The organism is Pseudomonas fluorescens (genome assembly GCF_900636825.1).
In the GTDB taxonomy this organism is placed as follows: Bacteria; Pseudomonadota; Gammaproteobacteria; order Pseudomonadales; family Pseudomonadaceae; genus Aquipseudomonas; species Aquipseudomonas fluorescens_BG.
The window spans coordinates 509,975-527,751 of sequence record NZ_LR134318.1 but is presented as its reverse complement, the minus strand read 5'-3'; the positions used below and the strand labels follow the sequence as shown (position 1 = coordinate 527,751).

At 59.9% G+C, this 17,777-nt stretch carries 15 protein-coding genes; 5 read left to right on the top strand and 10 right to left on the bottom strand.

Features of this window, described 5'->3' with window-relative positions:
• Positions 1-347: 347 nt before the first annotated feature.
• Positions 348-1,622 carry a lipid IV(A) 3-deoxy-D-manno-octulosonic acid transferase gene (gene waaA / locus EL257_RS02330; protein ID WP_126359477.1) on the bottom strand — a complete coding sequence of 425 codons (1,275 nt, stop codon included), beginning with the start codon at positions 1,620-1,622 and terminating at the stop codon, positions 348-350.
• An 11-nt stretch (positions 1,623-1,633) separates the two neighbouring features.
• Positions 1,634-2,530 (bottom strand): LysR family transcriptional regulator, encoded by an 897-nt coding sequence (locus EL257_RS02325; protein ID WP_126359474.1) that lies wholly within the window; start codon positions 2,528-2,530, stop codon positions 1,634-1,636.
• Between the two features lie 107 nt (positions 2,531-2,637).
• On the opposite strand from EL257_RS02325, the gene EL257_RS02320 reads away from it, so the two are divergent.
• The 4 genes from EL257_RS02320 to EL257_RS02305 all read left to right on the top strand — a co-directional run bounded on the left by EL257_RS02320 (position 2,638) and on the right by EL257_RS02305 (position 6,154).
• Entirely contained in the window at positions 2,638-2,970 is a 333-nt protein-coding gene (locus EL257_RS02320) for a DMT family transporter (RefSeq protein ID WP_064585673.1), read from the top strand.
• A gap of 202 nt (positions 2,971-3,172) precedes the next feature.
• Complete coding sequence (locus EL257_RS02315; RefSeq protein WP_126359472.1) at positions 3,173-4,348, top strand: NAD(P)/FAD-dependent oxidoreductase; 1,176 nt, start codon at positions 3,173-3,175, stop codon at positions 4,346-4,348.
• A complete protein-coding gene (locus tag EL257_RS02310) occupies positions 4,345-5,157 on the top strand; it encodes an aldo/keto reductase (RefSeq protein ID WP_126359470.1) in 813 nt (270 codons plus the stop codon). The genes EL257_RS02315 and EL257_RS02310 overlap by 4 nt, the downstream gene beginning before the upstream one ends.
• A 31-nt stretch (positions 5,158-5,188) precedes the next feature.
• Positions 5,189-6,154 (top strand): metal ABC transporter ATPase, encoded by a 966-nt coding sequence (locus EL257_RS02305; RefSeq protein WP_126359468.1) that lies wholly within the window; start codon positions 5,189-5,191, stop codon positions 6,152-6,154.
• Positions 6,155-6,158: 4 nt separating this feature from the next.
• Here EL257_RS02305 and EL257_RS02300 read toward each other — a convergent pair whose 3' ends face one another.
• The 5 genes from EL257_RS02300 to msbA form a co-directional block, all read right to left on the bottom strand.
• Positions 6,159-6,959 (bottom strand): hypothetical protein, encoded by an 801-nt coding sequence (locus EL257_RS02300; RefSeq protein WP_126359466.1) that lies wholly within the window; start codon positions 6,957-6,959, stop codon positions 6,159-6,161.
• Between the two features lie 58 nt (positions 6,960-7,017).
• On the bottom strand, positions 7,018-7,725 hold the full coding sequence (locus tag EL257_RS02295) for a hypothetical protein (protein ID WP_126359464.1): 708 nt from the start codon (positions 7,723-7,725) through the stop codon (positions 7,018-7,020).
• The gene (locus EL257_RS02290; RefSeq protein ID WP_126359462.1) at positions 7,722-8,702 is read right to left on the bottom strand and encodes a glycosyltransferase; all 981 of its coding nucleotides are present in this window, start codon (positions 8,700-8,702) and stop codon (positions 7,722-7,724) included. The genes EL257_RS02295 and EL257_RS02290 overlap by 4 nt, the downstream gene beginning before the upstream one ends.
• Before the next feature lie 117 nt (positions 8,703-8,819).
• Positions 8,820-10,241, bottom strand: coding sequence for a bifunctional D-glycero-beta-D-manno-heptose-7-phosphate kinase/D-glycero-beta-D-manno-heptose 1-phosphate adenylyltransferase HldE (hldE, locus tag EL257_RS02285; RefSeq protein ID WP_126359460.1), 1,422 nt, complete (start codon positions 10,239-10,241; stop codon positions 8,820-8,822).
• A gap of 184 nt (positions 10,242-10,425) precedes the next feature.
• A complete protein-coding gene (msbA, locus tag EL257_RS02280; protein ID WP_126359458.1) occupies positions 10,426-12,228 on the bottom strand; it encodes a lipid A export permease/ATP-binding protein MsbA in 1,803 nt (600 codons plus the stop codon).
• Positions 12,229-12,380: 152 nt separating this feature from the next.
• Here msbA and EL257_RS02275 point away from each other — a divergent pair, with 152 nt between their 5' ends.
• Positions 12,381-14,243 (top strand): bifunctional O-antigen ligase/aminoglycoside phosphotransferase family protein, encoded by a 1,863-nt coding sequence (locus EL257_RS02275; RefSeq protein ID WP_126359456.1) that lies wholly within the window; start codon positions 12,381-12,383, stop codon positions 14,241-14,243.
• A gap of 49 nt (positions 14,244-14,292) precedes the next feature.
• Here EL257_RS02275 and EL257_RS02270 read toward each other — a convergent pair whose 3' ends face one another.
• From EL257_RS02270 to EL257_RS02260, 3 genes are read right to left on the bottom strand one after another with little or no spacing between them, the layout of a single operon-like run.
• Positions 14,293-15,192: a glycosyltransferase gene (locus EL257_RS02270; protein WP_126359454.1), complete on the bottom strand. Its 900-nt coding sequence runs from the start codon at positions 15,190-15,192 to the stop codon at positions 14,293-14,295.
• A complete protein-coding gene (locus tag EL257_RS02265; RefSeq protein WP_126359452.1) occupies positions 15,189-16,343 on the bottom strand; it encodes a glycosyltransferase family 4 protein in 1,155 nt (384 codons plus the stop codon). The genes EL257_RS02270 and EL257_RS02265 overlap by 4 nt, the downstream gene beginning before the upstream one ends.
• Positions 16,340-17,776: a PIG-L family deacetylase gene (locus EL257_RS02260; RefSeq protein ID WP_126359450.1), complete on the bottom strand. Its 1,437-nt coding sequence runs from the start codon at positions 17,774-17,776 to the stop codon at positions 16,340-16,342. Before EL257_RS02260 ends, EL257_RS02265 begins: the two co-directional genes overlap by 4 nt.
• Between the last annotated feature and the right edge of the window lies 1 nt (position 17,777).

Sequence of the window (17,777 nt, the reverse complement as noted above, 5' to 3'; positions counted from 1 at the left end):
ACGCTTATCCTTAAGCAAAGAGGAAAAGAGCGCGATGTGAAAACCGTCCCTGGTCTGTGCTCGCGAGGACTGCCGGGCACGCTATCAAGGTGAAAAACCGATTTATGTAGGGTGCTTCCTGAAAGTCGGAAGGAAACTTCCCGTACGAAAATCGGCTGGGCGACAGGCACAAAAAAGCCGACATCACTGTCGGCTTTTTTGGGTCACTGCGACGGCGGGCGTGGCGCCGTTGAATGCCCGGCCTCAAGCCTCAAAAGCAAAAGATCGCAGCGTGCCGCAGCTCCTGCAGTTGGAATACTTCCTGTAGGAGCTGCGGCACGCTGCGATCTTTTCGTTTTGTTCCGGACTTACTTGATAAGCCGTCCCAAGCCATCCAGCAAACGCTGCAACGCCCCCTGATTGCGGCGCATCACCGCCAGCCCGGCCTCGGCCATGCGCTGGGCGTCACGCGGCAATTCGAACAAGCGCTGCACTTCAATCGCCAGCCCCTCGGCGTCGTCCACTTCCACCAAGGCCCCGCCGTCCCGCATCTGCGCGGCGATATCGAGGAAGTTGAACAGGTGCGGGCCGCTGATCACCGGTTTCGCCAGCGCAGCCGGTTCGAGCAGATTGTGGCCGCCGTTTGGCACCAGACTGCCGCCGACAAAAGCGCTGTCCGCCAAGGCATACAGGAACAGCAACTCGCCCATGGTGTCGCCGAGTAATACCGAGGTTTGCGCATCGACATCCACGCCTGTCGAGCGACGCACCGTGGCGAAGCCTTCGCGCTGACACAGCTCGAAAACCGAGCTGAAGCGCTCCGGATGGCGCGGCACCAGAATCAACAGCGCATCGGGATGATTGGCCAACAAGCGACGATGGGCCGCGAGCACCACTTCGTCTTCACCCTCATGAGTGCTGGCCGCGATCCACACTGGCCGCTGCAGCGCCTGCCATTGGCTACGTAATTGGGCGGCGCGCTGCAACAGTCGTGGGTCGATGGTCAGGTCGAATTTGATCGAACCGGTGACCTCAACCGTTTCCGGACGCGCGCCCAAATCGCGGAAGCGCTGGGCTTCTGCTTCAGTCTGCACGGCAAAAAAACTCATTTCTGCGAGCATCGGCGCAGTCAGTTTTTTGAAGCGGCCATAACCGCGCGCCGAACGTTCGGACAAACGTCCATTGGCCAGCGCCACCGGAATACCGCGTTTGGCGCACTGATGAATGTGGTTGGGCCACAGCTCGGTTTCCATGATCACTGCAAGCTTCGGCCGGGCGCGATCGAGAAACCGCGCGGCCGCACATGGCAAGTCGTACGGCAGATAGCAGTGCTGGATGCGCGGCTCGTCGGCAAACAACGCTTGAATGCGCTCCGAGCCGGTCGGAGTCATGCAGGTCACCGTGATCGGCAACTGTGGATAACGCTGCAGCAACCCGCGAATCATCGGTGCCGCGGCGATGCTTTCGCCCACCGACACCGCGTGAACCCAGATGCCGCCGGGCTGCAGCGTCGGCATCCCGCAGGAAAACCGTTCGCCAATCCGCTTGGCATACGCCGGCGCTTTGCGCGCTCGCAGCCATAGCCGAATCGCCACCAATGGCAGCCCCAGGTAAAACAGCGCGGTGTAGAGAGTTCTATTCATGGCGGCGGAGTTTATCGGCTTTTGTCGCCGATCGCGCGCAAGTGCACGGCAAATCGTTCGGCCAGCCACCGCGCGGCCGGGCCGAGGGGCTCGTCGCGGCGCCAGACCAGCTCGACCACCAGGGCCGGCGGCGTCCATTCGCTGTCGAGTTCGACCATCGAGCCTTGATACGCCGAATACTGCACCACATGCCGCGGCAACCAGGCCCAGCCGAGGTCGCGCACCAGCCATTCGGCCATCACATAGAAACTGTCGGCGCGCCAGACTTGCGGGCTGGCTGGCTCATTGCCGGGATAGACGCTGGTTTGCGTGGACATCAACAATTGCCGATGCTGCGCCAGTTGCTCACAGGTGACGTAGGCCTGTTTCGCCAACGGGTGATGGATGCCGCACACCGTGACCATTTCCACACTGCCGAGCACCCTGCGTTCCAACGCTTCGGGGATTTCGTCGTGATAGAACAGCAGACCGAGATCAGCGCGGCGCTCCACCAGTTTTCGCGCGACCTCACCTTGCGCGGCGCTGGTCAATTGCACTTCGAGACTGGGAAACTGCTCGGCCAGCGCACTGAAACTTTCCACCAGCGCCTGATAGGGCATCGCCTCATCCTGAGCCACGCGCAACTGGGCTTCCTGCCCGCGCATCATGGCCATCGCGCGGCCGTTGAGGCGCTCGCATTGGCGCAACACTTCTCGCGCCTCTTCGAGCAGCGCCTCCCCCGCTTCGGTGAGGCTCGGCTGGCGCCCGCTGCTACGCTCGAACAGGCTGACACCCAGGTCATCTTCGAGCTGTGCAATCGCAGTGCTGATGGCCGATTGTGCCTTGCGCTGCTGACGCGCCACCGCCGAGAACGAACGCTGTTCGGCTACGCCGATGAATAGGCGAAGTTGTTGCAGATCCCATTGCATAGCGCAGTCAACCCATCTCTGAATCAGATAGGTAATGACTTTACCCCATCTGACGATTCACTAGAATGCCGCCTCAGCCAGTCACGTTTTATTTGAGGGTACGAACCATGAACGCCTATGCCTACTTGGCCATTGCCATCTGCGCCGAAGTGATCGCCACCGTCTCGATGAAAGCGGTCAAAGGCTTCAGCACGCCGCTGCCATTGGTGCTGGTCATCGTCGGCTACGCCATTGCGTTCTGGATGCTGACCCTGGTGGTGCGCACGGTGCCGGTCGGCGTTGCCTATGCGGTCTGGGCCGGAATGGGCATTGTGATGGTCAGCGTGGCGGCGCTGTTCATCTACGGACAGAAACTCGACGTGCCGGCGATGCTGGGGATGGCGTTGATCGTGCTGGGGGTTGTCGTCATTCAGCTGTTTTCGAAAACCGCCGGTCATTAAAGCCAAACACATTCCCCTGTAGGAGTGAGCCTGCTCGCGAAAGCGGTCTGCCATTCAACATTTATGTCGTCTGGTACACCGCTATCGCGAGCAGGCTCGCTCCCACATTGGGTTCTGTGTTCGCCCTGTTGATCATCGACAAATCCGCGTCTTTCCCGAGTCTGTATACTGCGCCCTCGTCTTGAACACCTGAGGTCGTTGCATGCCATCCGTTATTTCCACCGACGTTCTGATTGTCGGCGCTGGTGTCGCCGGCCTCTGGCTGAATGCACGTCTGCGCCGTCAGGGTTTTTCGACCGTGCTGGTGGAAAGCGCCAGCCTCGGTGGCGGGCAGACGGTGAAGTCCCAGGGGATCATCCACGGCGGCGCAAAATATGCGCTGCACGGCGCCTTGACCGGGGCCTCGGAAGCCATCGCCGACATGCCCCGCCGCTGGCGCGAAGCGCTGGCAGGCAGCGGTGAACTGGATCTGTCCGGAGTGCGCCTGCTGTCCGAAGCGCATTACTTGTGGTCGCCCGGCACGCTGGCCGGCAACCTCACCAGTTTCTTCGCCAGTAAAGCCGTGCGCGGCCGCGTCGATCAGGTCAAGGGCGAGCAATTGCCGCCGGCCCTCCAAGACAAACGCTTCAAAGGCAAGGTCTACCGCCTCGCGGAACTGGTGGTCGATGTGCCAAGCCTGGTTCTGCGTCTGGCGGATCTGGCCGGTGATGGCCTGCTGGCCGGGCAAACCATCGAGCCACTGTTGGAGGCCGGTGTGCTGGTCGGCCTGAGGGTCGACGGTCGCGAGATTCGTGCACAGCGCATCGTCCTCAGCGCCGGCGCCGGTACCGCGCAACTACTCGAGCAACTGGGCCTGACGCACCCGGCCATGCAGCGCCGCCCGCTGCACATGATCATCGCCAAAGGCCCCGGCCTCAAACCGCTGTACGCGCATTGCCTGGGCAGCGGGACCAAACCGCGCATCACCGTGACCACTCACCCGGCCGCCGACGGCAATTGGGTCTGGTACCTGGGTGGCGACATCGCGGAAAGCGAAGGCGTGAACCGCGAGCCGGCCGAGCAGATTGCCACGGCGCAAAAGGAAATCGCCCAGCTACTGCCGTGGATCGACCTCAGCACCACGCAATGGACGACCCTGCGCGTGGACCGTGCCGAGCCACTGCAAACCGGGCTGACACGTCCGGACAACGCCTTCCTCGCCGAAGACGGTCGCCTGCTGGTGGGCTGGCCGACCAAACTGGCACTGGCGCCTGACTTCGCTGATCGCGTGATCGCCGCCTTGCAGCGAGATGGCATTCAGCCGCAAGCCACTGAACCTTTGCCGGCGCTGCCGAAGCCGCCGATGGGTATTCCGGCCTGGGAGCAACTATTGCCATGAGCATCGCCAACCTGCACGACCTGCGTCGTCCATTGGGCAGCACCGGCCTGATGGTTTCGCCACTGGGTCTGGGCACAGTCAAACTGGGCCGCGATCAGGGCGTGAAATACCCCAACGGTTTTCAGATTCCCGGCGATGAAGAAGCGGGGATGCTGCTCAGACAAGCGCGCGAGCTGGGCATCAACCTGATCGACACTGCCCCAGCCTACGGTCGCAGCGAAGAGCGCCTCGGCCCGCTCCTGCGCGGCCAGCGTCAGGATTGGGTGATCGTCAGCAAGGTGGGCGAAGAGTTTGCCAACGGCCAATCGCGTCACGACTTCAGCGCCGCCCATACGCGGATGTCGGTGGAGCGCAGCCTGCAACGCCTGGAAACCGATTTCATCGACCTGGTGCTGGTGCATTCTGACGGCAACGACCTAGCCATCCTTGAGCATGAAGAGGTGTACGCCACCCTCGCCACCCTCAAGGCCGAAGGCAAGATTCGCGGTTTCGGCTTCTCCGGCAAAACCGTCGAAGGTGGTCTGAAAGCGCTGGAGCAAGGCGACTGTGCGATGGTCACCTACAATCTGAACGAACGAAACGAGAAAGCTGTCATTGACTATGCTGCTGCCCACGGCAAAGCGATTCTGGTGAAGAAGGCCCTGGCCAGCGGGCACGCCTGCCTGAGCCCGGGAGTGGATCCGGTACGCGCCAGCTTCGAATTGCTGTTCGCACAGCCCGGAGTCGCCAGTGCTATTGTCGGCACGATCAATCCGCTGCACCTCGCCCACAACGTTGCGACCGTTGCCCAAGTCCTTCGTGGTCACTGACGCCGCCCCGCGGCCTTAAGCAGGAGCCGATATGCCGCGCACGCTCATCAGAAAGAACCCGAGCAACTTCAAGACCCTGCCATTGTTCGTCGAAGCCACGCCTGAAGGCCTGACCTATCAGAGCGTCGGCATGCCAATGAATTTCACCCAGACCTTGCAACGGCGCAAACCGGTCAGCGTCGCCGACCCTGAACGCTTTGCACTGGAATTGGCCAACCTCGGGGTTTCGGTGCGCCTGACCCTGCATTGGCAGAATCGCGACTATTGGGTGCTGGTGCGTCAGCGCCGCCAGGATCGCGGCGACGTGGTACTCAAATTGATATCCGGCTACGTGCCAGCCCATGAGCTGAACATCCCGCTGCACACTGCCATCCAGGAAATTGCCGAAGAGTGTTTGCTCGAAACCCCGGAAGGCTGGCTCGGCGGGCGCTTCAATGACACCTGGCTGCCGGCGCCCTATGCAGCTGCGTTGCATTATCGCGAAGCTTTGCCGTTTCGCCTGACGCCGCTGTCAGGCTCGGCGCGCCCGGTGCGCAGCGCCAATCTGCAACTGCTGGAACGGCCGCGCGCCTATGTGCACCTGCCCACCGCCTCGCTGCAATTGATCTACGACCTGCGACTCGATGTGCCCAAGGAAGCCAAATCCCTGAGCCTGTTTCATGTCGATGAACGTCTGGAAGGCGATCAACTGGTGGCACGCCTGGATCGCAAACGCCCGGATCTGTATTTGATGCCGCTCAAGGACGGCGCGCCTCTCGCCGAGCTCTATACGCTCAAGCGTGACAAGCTGCTGCCGGCCAGCACGCGAGGCCTGTTTCTGGCTGAAAGCTTTGCCACTCAGACGGGCTGGATCGTGCGCGAAGAACGTATTCGCTGGAAAGACTGGGTGACGCAGCAAGGACTGCAACCGGCGAAAGCCCCGCGTTCGGGGCTCAAGCAGTTGAGTATCAAGGCGTTGCGGCTGGTCGGCCTGGGCAAACGCCGAGCCAGCAAATAGCCGGTCAGCGCCGACGATCGAACCAGGTGCGCAACGTTGCAAAGAGGTGAAAATAGCGGTTTTCGCGTTTGCCCATGCCACGCTTGGGCGAGAACGACTCTTCGGCGAACTCACCACCGATGCGCACGCGCGACGCCTGGGTCGGTAGCGTGCAGATCTTTGCATCGGCCTGCTGCAGAGCGTACTTGAGCAGGCGCTCGGAATGCAGTTTGCGCCCTGTCGCCATGCAGAAGTCGAACATGCGCTCGATGCGCTTGCCGTAGGCGACATAGGTATCACGACCACATACGGCAAACCGGTCATTCAAACCGCCCCACCACTGCCAGTCCGGGATATAGACCTGCTGACGACGCGCCTCGGCGTGCTGGAACACGTAGCCTGGCAGCGCGGAGTGGAAGAAGTTGTCCGGTCGCACGAAAACCACGAAATCCGGTTTGAAGGATTCGATCATCGTCGTCACGGTGTATAGCGAGTTGAGCTGATAAATCAGGTTACGCAGCGAAGCATGGCCATCGCCCCAGGTATCCCCCTGCTCCTTGACCCTTTCGAAATCCCAACGCTCCAGAACCCCGTGGGTAGACGTCAATGTGCCGGTCATGGATTCAAAGGGCTGATAGTTATCCGCCTTGAGCTCGCCTTTTTCACCGGAGCGCGAATTCTGTACTTCCTCGACCTGATACAGGTGGTAAAAGCACTTCACCTCGCTGCCCGCAGGCAACTGCGCGAGGACGTTTTGCTCGATGGAAGGGAAACAGATCGGTGAGTTTCTCGGAATTCCGAAAAAAGCCACGGCAATTTTCAACACGCACCAGCACCTTTTACAAGTCGTTCGGCACCGCCGGCAGGCGGCAGCACAGCATCGTTCATTTGCGGCGAAACAGCTTTTGCCACCAGTGCTGCGGCTGCAGAGGCACGACGATGACCGCGGATTTCTGCAGCCATTCGCGCTCGTAGTCCCAGGCGTGTCCACCCCACAGCTTCCCGGCCTCGTTGGAGAAACCGAGCGTCATCAACTGGTAGTTATAACCTTGGTGATCGCGTAGCCAATCGAACAGCACCAGCGTGTTGAACCCGGTGGAGGGTCCAACGTAACGTTTGCCACCCGGCCGCTCGACCGGATAATTCCACAGTGCTGGCAACGGGATGCGATCCCAGTACATGGCCACCTGCGGCAAAGGACACATCGGCGCCGCGCACCCCACCAGCATGCTGAAGCAGCGCCCCTGCGCTTGAGCGAACAACCGCTGTACCGACGAATCGTAGGGCAGACCAAAGAAATAGGCATCCGGCGCGTTGTAGCCGTGCACGAACAGATTGACGCTCGCCGGATTGAGCAGCGCTGCCTTGATGCAATGATTGAAGCTGACGACGACGTCGTCGGCGCCAATGTTCAGCGCTTGGAAGTCCGCTGCGCTGATCGCTGGATTATTCGCCACCAGCACCACCCGCGCCGCGCGATTCAGGCATTCGCGCAGAACTTCGGGAAGCGCCTGCAAAACGGACTGATCACCGCCAGGCAGCGCATCCAGCGCCATGTACTCGGCCGGGGGCTGCGCGTCATGCTGTTTCATTCAGACCCCGGCACCTGCATCCCGTAGCGCAACTTTACCCAGAACCGGGTGAACGCCGACGGCGGCTGCCAAGGGCGCATCTCGCGCTGAATTTCCGTGGCAAGATCCTGACCGACGCGGGAGAAACAATAGCGACTCTGTGCAAAGGCCTGACCGTTGCTGGCAATACGCTGCGCCAGTTCGGGATCGCTCTGCAGCAACTTGATCTTTTCCACTGCCTCGTCTTCGCTGCGATAAAACACGGTGTTATGCATGTCTTCGAAGCCGAGCAGTTGATCTTCTTCGCCCTGACTCCAGGCCAACAATACGCAGCCGCAGGCCATGGCTTCGAAATTCTTGATCATGAACTCGTTCATGCCGATGTCGGCGCTGACAAAGATCTTGATGCGATTGAGCGTTTCCAGATACTCGGACCCCGAACGCGTGCGCGTCACCAGCAAGTCGGTACGCCGCGCGAGCGCTTCCAGTAACGCCTTGCGCTGCGCGTACTCGGTGCTTTTCAGGCTGCCAAGAAAACCGAGGGGGATGTCTCGCTCGACGCCAGTGTTGTGCAGCATCTGCTCGTCATAGCCCTTGGAGACAAACACCGCATCGATGCCCTCGTCGCGCATGCGCCGCGCGACGACCGCGCCGGAAATCAAAGCACGACTGCTGGGCAGGCGCTTGTAGAGGCGCGAGTAGACGGAGCGATATTTACTGTCGGGCATGTAGTTCTGGTAGGCGTCGTGCTCGAGAAAGATCAGCCCGGGAATACACTTGAGCACCCGCAATTGCGGAACCAGGCGCTTGACCCGGGAGAAAATCACCACACGGTCAAACCCCTGGTAATCAACCGACGCCAGAAAGCTCCCGAGGTTCAACTGTTGCTGCTTGCTCAACCGATAGATGACGCACTCGTCGCAGTTCTGCTGCACGATGGCGTAGAGCCGGTCCAGAATGACCCGCTGCTCGTTCATCACCAAGAGCATGACTTTCATAAGGTAAGGTCCATGCAACGTAGGCGTGCAGGCGCACGGAATTCAAACCTGCCGACTACAGGACCCCCGAGGCAAAATCCGTTCGCTCGCAACGCACAACGGTAAAATTTCATCTGATCATCGACTACGGATTTTCTCGACAATCGCAGTCGTCGAGCTGTTTTCCACCAGTCCAAGCACCTTAACGGTGCCGCCATAGGCCGTCACGATATCCGCACCGACAACCTGATCAATACCGTAATCGCCACCCTTGACCAACACATCCGGCGCGACCTCGCGCAAGAGGTTTTCCGGAGTGCCCTCAGGGAAGCTGATTACCCAGTCTACCGCTCCAAGACCCGCCAGAACGGCCATGCGCCGATCGACGCTGTTGATCGGCCGGCCAGGCCCTTTCAGGCGACTGACTGAAGCATCATCATTGACCGCAACGATCAGTCGATCGCCTTGGGCGCGCGCCTGTTCCAGATAGGTCACATGCCCGGCGTGCAGAATGTCGAAGCAGCCGTTGGTGAAGACAATCCGCTCGTTGTGCGCACGGGCATCGGCAACCGCCAGCAGCAGTTGCTCCAGGCCCAGCACACCGCGCTCGGAACCTTCTTCACGCTGAATCGCGCGGCGAAGTTCCGGTGCGCTGATCGCGGCCGTCCCCAGCTTGCCGACGACGATGCCCGCCGCCAGGTTGGCCAACGCCACCGCGTGTGGCAGTTCCTCGCCAGCCGCAATGGCTGCGGCCAACGTGGAAATCACTGTATCGCCAGCACCGGTCACGTCAAAGACTTCACGGGCACGCGCCGGCAAGTGCAGCGCCGGATGATCCGGACGCAACAACGTCATGCCATGTTCGCCACGGGTTACCAGCAGCGCGCCCAGTTCGAGGTCGTGCATCAGCGTCGCGCCCTTGCTGACCAGTTCATGTTCGTCGGCGCAACCGCCGACGATCGCCTCGAACTCGCTCAGATTAGGCGTAATCAGGCTCGCGCCACGGTAGATGGAGAAATCCTTGCCCTTCGGGTCAGCCAGCACCGGAATGCCTTTGGCACGGGCTGCCTGAATCAGTGCCTGATGGTTTTTCAGTGCACCTTTACCGTAGTCGGACAGCACCAGCACCTTGATGCCTTCCAGCAGGTCGTCGACCTGCGCGCCAAGTGCCAGGGCGTCGGTGGCAAACGGCTCTTCAAAGTCGATACGCAGCAATTGCTGGTGCCGGCTCATCACCCGCAGCTTGACGATGGTCGGTTGATGCGCGATGCGCTGAAACAAGGCTCGAACACCCGCACCCTTGAGACTATTGCTCAGGCTGTCGGCGGCTTCGTCGTCACCGGTCACACCGACCAGCGACGCCGGCGCACCCAGCGCAGCAATGTTCAAGGCAACGTTGGCAGCGCCGCCCGGACGATCTTCTATTTGCTCGACTTTAACCACCGGCACCGGTGCCTCAGGAGAGATCCGTGAGGTACCACCATGCCAGTAACGGTCGAGCATGACATCGCCGACCACCAAGACAGGAGCTTGATCGAATCGCGGCATGGACAACTTCATGGAGCAACCCACATACAAAATGAACAGGGGCGCGATATTAACACAGGGTTGGCGCAGGCTAGCGCACCCGTGGCAAGAGGATGAAACAGTCGGCTTTTTTGCGCATGTTTTGCGCAAAAAAGCCGGCCGACAGCGGCAAGCCCGGTCATGACCAAGAGGCTCGCGGCCGTGGCCGGCTTCGGGATCAGGCGATGTCCTCAGCCGGGGCATCCAGACCCATGGCGTTCAGGCGCGCGTAGTAACCGTTTTGCGCCAACAACTGATCGTGAGTGCCTCGCTCGACGATCCGCCCCTGATCCATGACCAGAATAAGGTCTGCCTTCTCGATGGTCGAAAGACGGTGGGCGATCACCAGAGTGGTGCGGCCCTTCATCACTTGATCCAGGGCCGCCTGAATGTGCCGCTCGGATTCGGTGTCGAGGGCCGAAGTCGCCTCGTCGAGAATCAGCAACGGCGCGTTCTTGAGCAAGGCACGGGCAATCGCCAGGCGCTGACGCTGGCCGCCCGAGAGCAACACACCGTTTTCGCCTACCTGGGTGTCGAGACCTTCGGGCAGTTGCGAAATGAAGTCCATCGCGTAGGCGTCACGCGCGGCCTTTTCGATGTCTTCACGCGGCGCGCCAGCCAGATCGCCGTAAGCAATGTTATTGGCCACGGTATCGCTGAACAGGGTGACGTGTTGAGTCACCTGCGCGATATGACGACGCAGGTTGAGCAGCTTGTATTGTTCGACCTCAACACCGTCGATAAGGATCTCGCCGTTGTTGTGGTGATAGAAACGCGGGATCAGGTTGGCCAGCGTCGACTTGCCGCTGCCGGACCGCCCGACCAGTGCGACCATCTGCCCCGGCTCAACCGAGAAGCTGATGTTGTCGAGCACCTGACGATCGGTACCCGGATAGGTGAAGCTGAGGTTGCGCACATCCAGGCGCCCGGTAACCGCGTCGCGCTCCACTGTGCCGGTGTCGACTTCCGGGGTGACGTCCAGCTGTTCGAAAATGCTTTCCGCTCCGGCCACGCCTTTCTGGATGGTCGAGCTGACTTCGGACAATTGGCGAATGGGTTTGGGCAACAGGCCGGCCAACGTGATGTAGGCGACCATGTCACCGGCAGAGGCATCACCGCGCAAGTACAGCACGAGGAACATCAGCACGGCCATGGCGCTGTAAATCACCAGTTGCAGCATCGGCGTATAGATAGCGCCGGTACGGGTCATGCGCAGTTGTTTGTCGGTATTGCTCTGGCTGGCCTTGAGGAAGCGCTTCTCCTCGTAGATTTCACCACCGAAGCTGCGCACCACGCGGTAGCCCTGGATGGTTTCCGAGGCGACGTGAGTGACATCGCCCATCGCCAACTGGATTTTCTTGCTCTGTTTGCGGAATTTCTTGCTCGCGGTACGCACCATCACAGCAATCAACGGCAGAATCGCCACCATCACCAGCGTCAGTTTCCAGTTCATGAACAACAGCGACGCAAACAGGAAGATCACTGTCATGCCTTCACGGATTACGACCTTGATCGCATCTGTTGCCGCCCCGGTGACCATGGTCACGTTAAAGGTGATACGGGAAATCAGATGTCCGGAGTTATGCTTGTCGAAGTAGCGGTTCGGCAGCACCAGCAGGTTATTGAACAATTGCACTCGCAGGTCGTGCACCAGGCCGAGAGAAACCTTGGCCAGGAAATAGTTGCCCAGATAAGATCCCAGCCCTTGCCACGCCGCGATCAGGACGATCAGCAACGGTACGGCCTGCAATAATTGCAAGTCGCGCAGGTACGGCACAGACGGGAACAGCACGGCTTCAGGGTTCGACAGCCCGTCGACGAAATACTTGAGAATGTAACCAAGCATCGGCTGGGTCGAGGCAAAAATCAGAAAACCGACGATGCTGATCAGGAACAGACTGATGTACGGCCGGACATAGCCGAGCAGGCGGAAGTAGATTTTCAAGCTCGAAGGGCTTGCGGCAGGACTGGAGTCGGTCATATCACGCGAGAGTCGATAAAAAGGACGCTGACTTTAGCACAGCTTCTTCAGGGTTCTGGCAATCGGCGAAAGGCTGTTATTGTTAGGCATCTTTTTCAGCATCAAATAGCCATCACGGATGGCCGATCAACTTCAGGATTGAATTTCTCAGCATGCAACTTCGCGGCTTCAGCAGTACGTCCAATCGAACCTTCGATTTTATTTGCCTGTGGATGCTTCCCGCCGGCTATTTTTTGCTCCTGTGTGCATTGTTTTTTCTGCCTGGCCGAAGTGAGCACCACAAGCTTTATTACGGGCTGTTCAGTATTCCAGCCCTGATTGCATTGTGCCTGCGACCACGGGTTTTGAAAGAGTTGCTGGGTGAACCGATATTCATCGCCATTCTGGTGTTCGTGGCATGGGCTCTGCTCAGTGTCTTGTGGGGGCCCGATGGCGAGTCTGTTGGCAGCATGCTGAAAGCGCCGCTGCATACGCTGATGCTGTTTGCCGGCTGCTATCTGCTGGTGCGTTATCGCAGCGACATCCTGCAACCCTTGCTGTTTGCCGCAGCCGTGACCGCATTGATTGCCACGAGCTGGTTTATGTTCGATTTCGCGCGGGTATATTCGCCGGGCATGCGCCTGATCGGTGGCGGTGCATTCGACAATCCCCTGCTCAGCTCGCACCTGTTCGGGTTTTTCTGCGCTTACTGGCTGAGCGTGACCATGACCTGCAAACGGCGCCAGATGATGTGGCTCAGCGTCCCAGCAATGGCGATCATGTTCACAGCGGTGATCGGTACCGGCTCCAGAACCCCGCTGGTAGCCTTGACCATGGCCTCATTGTGGCTCTTCCTCATTTGCTGGAACCGTCGCTCGCTGGGGCTGCTGCTGGCACTTGCGCTCAGCGCTGGCGGCGTGTCGATGTTTTTTTCGCAAATGATCATTGAGCGTGGAAGTTCATATCGCTTGGAGATCTGGCAGAAAGTCCTGCACATGATTGCCGAGCACCCGTGGATCGGCCATGGCTATAACGCCGAACTGGCCGTCGATCCCGGGATTGGCATTACCTTTCAGGAGCCACACAGCTTTGCGCTGGGTGTTCTCTATTACGTTGGCATCCTTGGCTTGCTGCCGTGGCTGTTCTTCCTTTTCTGGGGCCTGCTGAGCAGCTGGCGCCAGCGCATGACTCCGCTGTTGATCATCGCATCAACCTGGCTGGTGTTTGGCATCGGTGCAGGACTGACCGAAGGTGGCGGAATCATCTCGCGGCCCAAGGAGCACTGGTTCCTGGTGTGGATCCCGCTGGCACTGATTGCGGCGCTGAGCATAAACCTGCGCGCGCGACGCCTGCTGACATTGCCGGTAAAACAACTGTCCTCGACGCAACTGCAACACATGAGCGCTGATGCTCAGGTAATTGAAGAAGACGGCCTCGGACCTAAAGTCCTGCGCCTGCACGACGGCACCTTCCTCAAATTGTTCCGTCGCCGGCGCTGGTACACCTCCGGCAGCTTCAATCCCTACTCTGAACGTTTCGCTGTCAACAGCGAACAACTGCGCCAGATGGGCATACCTACGCCGCAAGTGCTTGCGCTGTATCGCCTCGACGACCGCAGTAGCGCCGTGCATTACACGCCTCTGCCAGGACAGACCTTGCGTCAGGTACTGCAAAGCATTACCGCGCCAGCCGTGCGCCAGGCCCTGGTAGAACGCTTTGGCAAGTTCATGGCACTGCTGCATGAGAAAGGTGTGTATTTCCGCTCGCTACACCTGGGCAATGTACTGGTACTGGAAGACGGTGAGTTCGGGCTGATCGATTTGGCAGACTTGAATATCTATCCTTCAGCCCTGAGCAATTCTCTGCGCCAGCGCAATTTGCGCCATATGCAACGCTACACCGTCGACAAGCGCTGGTTATTCGAGGATCACCTCGATGCGCTGCTCCAGGGGTATGCCAGCATGGCGTCGCCATCGGCAGTCGCCAAGCTGCACAGGCAAGTACTCGCCGCCAGTTCTCCGGTTCGCGCAAACTGAAGATCCGCGGGTAAAGGGCGCCGCTTGCCAAGCGCAAGCGGCCCTTGGATCAGTCTTTTTCCAGCGGCGAAAGATACATGCGCGCCAGACCGCGCCAGGTTTTCTTGTTCCACGTCTTGAACGGGATCTGCGCCAGCAGCTCGCGCGCCAGCTTGCGATCGCGGTTGGAGGCTTTGAGAAACATTGAACTGAGAAACTTGTAGCGCACCTCGTCGTACAGCGGATGATCGCTGAACAACGCGTAGGTGCGCAAAATGCTTTCGATCATGAAACGGTGGTTCTTGTACGAGTTGGTCGCGTGCTTGCGATAGCGCGCCATCACCACATTCAAGCCATCGATGAAATAACCGGCTCGCGTCACTTTCAGTTCGATGTACAGGTCTTCGAGGCGAATGGTCGGATCGAAGCCACCGACCTGGTCCAGCGCTTCGCGGCGAATCATCAAGGTTGGCGCCGGGGGATAGGGCTTGCGCTCAAGAAACATGTCATCGAAATCGATGCGACGGAACGGCACATCGCGGCGCTGGCGTTTTTCCGGGTAAAGGTTGCCGTCCGCATCGATGAGCTCGATATTGCCGGCGCAGATTCCGACCTCGGGCTTGCCATCCATGTGTGCGACCTGAGTGGCGATGCGCTCCGGGTACATGATGTCATCGGAACCGAACGGCACGATCAGGCTGCCCTTGGCACGGGCGATGGCGCCGTTGAGCGTATTGGTCAGGCCCTGATTCTGCTGGATGCGGAAATCGAAACCGTACTGCACCTGCAAAGCCTTGATGCGCTCGGGGCTATCGTCTATCGAACCATCGTCGACCACCAGCAGCTCGATGTTCTTGTACGTCTGGTTGAGGACGCTGAGGATGCTTTCCTCGATGTACGGACCGTGATTGTACGAGGCGATGATGACGGTAACGAGGGCGTTCGCTTCGCTCGTGGCTTGTTCGCTCATGGCTGCTCCTTGCGTGCCTGTTCCAGACCCGAGTCGATCAGGTCCAGATATTCCTGACGGAACACCTCGATGTCATGTTGCTGCTGCAGATACCGATAGGCTTGCTCGCCCTTGGCCCTGAGATCCTCATCGGACAGCCCGAGATAGTTATCCAGCGCCGCGATCAGACTCGGTACGTCCTTGGGTGTGATGGTCAGGCCACCGGCACCCTCGATGAGCGGCAACATGGCTGGCACATTCGAAGCGATCACCGGCAGGTGCCCGCTCATGCCTTCGAGCAGGGCCAGGCCGAGCCCTTCGGCCAGCGACGGCATGCTCCAGATATCAAAGGCGCGCACGTATTGCAGCGCGTTCTCCTTGAAGCCCAGCAGGTGCGCACGACCGCCGAGGCCCAACTGTTCGATTTCCGCAGCTAAAGGCGCTTGCAGGCGCCCGGCGCCGATGATCGCCAATTGCGCGTTCGGGTACTTGTCCTTGAGCGCCGCGAAAGCTTGCAACAGATAGGTATGGCCCTTGACCGAGACCAGTCGCCCCAATGCGCCGATCAGCCGCACATTCGGGTCAATGCCGAGCATTTCACGCGCCTTTTCGCGGCTGTGTTGCAAGGCTTCGGCCTGTTCGATGTCGATGGCGTTGGTGATGGCATAGGTGTTCTGATCGGTGAAACCGCACTGGCAATCGAGCAGGTACTGTTTGACCGCTGGTGACACGCCGACAAAACGCCAATGCCGATCGATCAGACGTTGAGTCTGCCGACGCCGGTAAAAACGGTCGTACTCGCCGAACCCGTGGGAGATGCCGATGCACAGCGGCACCTTCAACCAGCGGTTGAGCGTGAGCATCATGTTCACCGGTTTGAAGCGGTTGCAGATCACCACGTCAAATTTTTCCTGGCGGCAGAATTTATACAACTGCCACATCGCGCGCAGGCGCATGCCCTTGAGCGACTTGTCGGAAAACTCGAAATACACCGAACGGTCGGCGCGACTCACCGGCTCACCGGGCGCGGGTTTGCCACGCAGGAACGCAGCGGTCACCTCGTAACGATCCGAAGGCAATGCCTTGACGATCTGCTCGGCAAGGTCAGCGAAATCATGGGCTTTGACGTTGTAATCAGGTTGCAGCTGCAGAACCTTCGACCGTTGACTCATAACTCTCCCCGGTTCGCGCCTGATTCACCCGGCTTGAGCAGCCAGAGCAATTCCTGGCGTCTGACCGCTTTTCGAAAAAACTCGTTCTCGCCATACACCGACGGGGCACGCCCCGCCAGCGCGCGCTGGATCAGGCGGCGTAAATGGCGTTTGAACGGCGCTGGCGGCTGCAAGTCATGCATCATGCCCAGCGCCATGGCCTTGTCGCGTTGCAGATCCAATGTCAGCGGCAACGACAGGGGCTGCATCGGTACGCTGGCATCGAACGCTGGCGGCAACGCAATGCCTTCACCGGCATTGCCCATCGGCCAGCGATCGTTGTCATGCAGATGGTTGGCGTAACCGAGCAAGGTCGGCTGCCAGTCAAGGCTGCCCAACACTTGCAATACCGCCTGCTGGCTGCATACATGGTCGGGGTGTGGATCGAGCGTCGGATGCGGCAGGACGATCACATCCGGGCGAGCGCGCAACAGCACTTCGCGCAAGTCGGCCAGCAGATTGTTCCAGGTCGGTGCGCCGTCGACATCGCTCGGCAAAGCGAACGGATTCAACTGGCGAAACAGACGGGTATCGGTCAAATCTGCTTCGCGGGAAGCGATCGCCTGATTTGGTGCAGCCTGCATCGCCGCCAGTTGCAGACAGAAATAACCCAGTTGTACGCAATTTTCCTGCGGCACACCGGCCCAGCGCGGCACGGCGAGGCTGTCCCAGGCACGCAAGCGACCTTTGAGCCGCGCGGCTTCGACTGGGTTCAAACCCATCTGCTGATAATGCTCGGCTTCGATTTCGCCGGCGGTCAAAGTGACGATCCAGGCTTCGTCGGCCTGGCTGTAGAGACCGAAGGCTGCCAATTCGGCGTCGTCGGCGTGCGGCGCGATGACCATCACCCGCGAGCGACGGTAATCCGCTTGCTCCAGCGCCCACAGCAGCGGTTCGCCAGAGACCCGGCAGAAGCGCCCGCGCAAACGCAGCAGGCCTTGCGACAAGGTTTGCGCCTGGCCGCTGAGGTTCAGGTAGCGCACACCGTTGACGCCGCGTTCGAAGGTTTGCGCATCGGGATCAGCGCCACCCGCCAGCTCGACCCGCGGATCAAAAAAACGCCCCAGCCACGTGCTCTTCACCTGCACCGCGAGTATCAGCGTGGCCTCCTCCATGACCATCACGCCTTCGTCCAGCCGCAAGTGCTCGCCGCTCAGATGCACCTTAGGCTGCGGAGTGAATGGCGGGAAGCTGTACTGATAGTCGTCCTTCGGCGAATAGAACAGATGATCGGCAAACCACGCCTCGTGGGCGACCCAGCCGATGACCGCGAGCAGCAGCGGCAACCACCACGCCACCAGCACACCGACCGCGATCAACACGATCAACGCGAGCAACAGAGTCATGCGTTTATTACGGCGGTGGCGCTTGAGCAGTTGCTGTTTGCGGCTCATG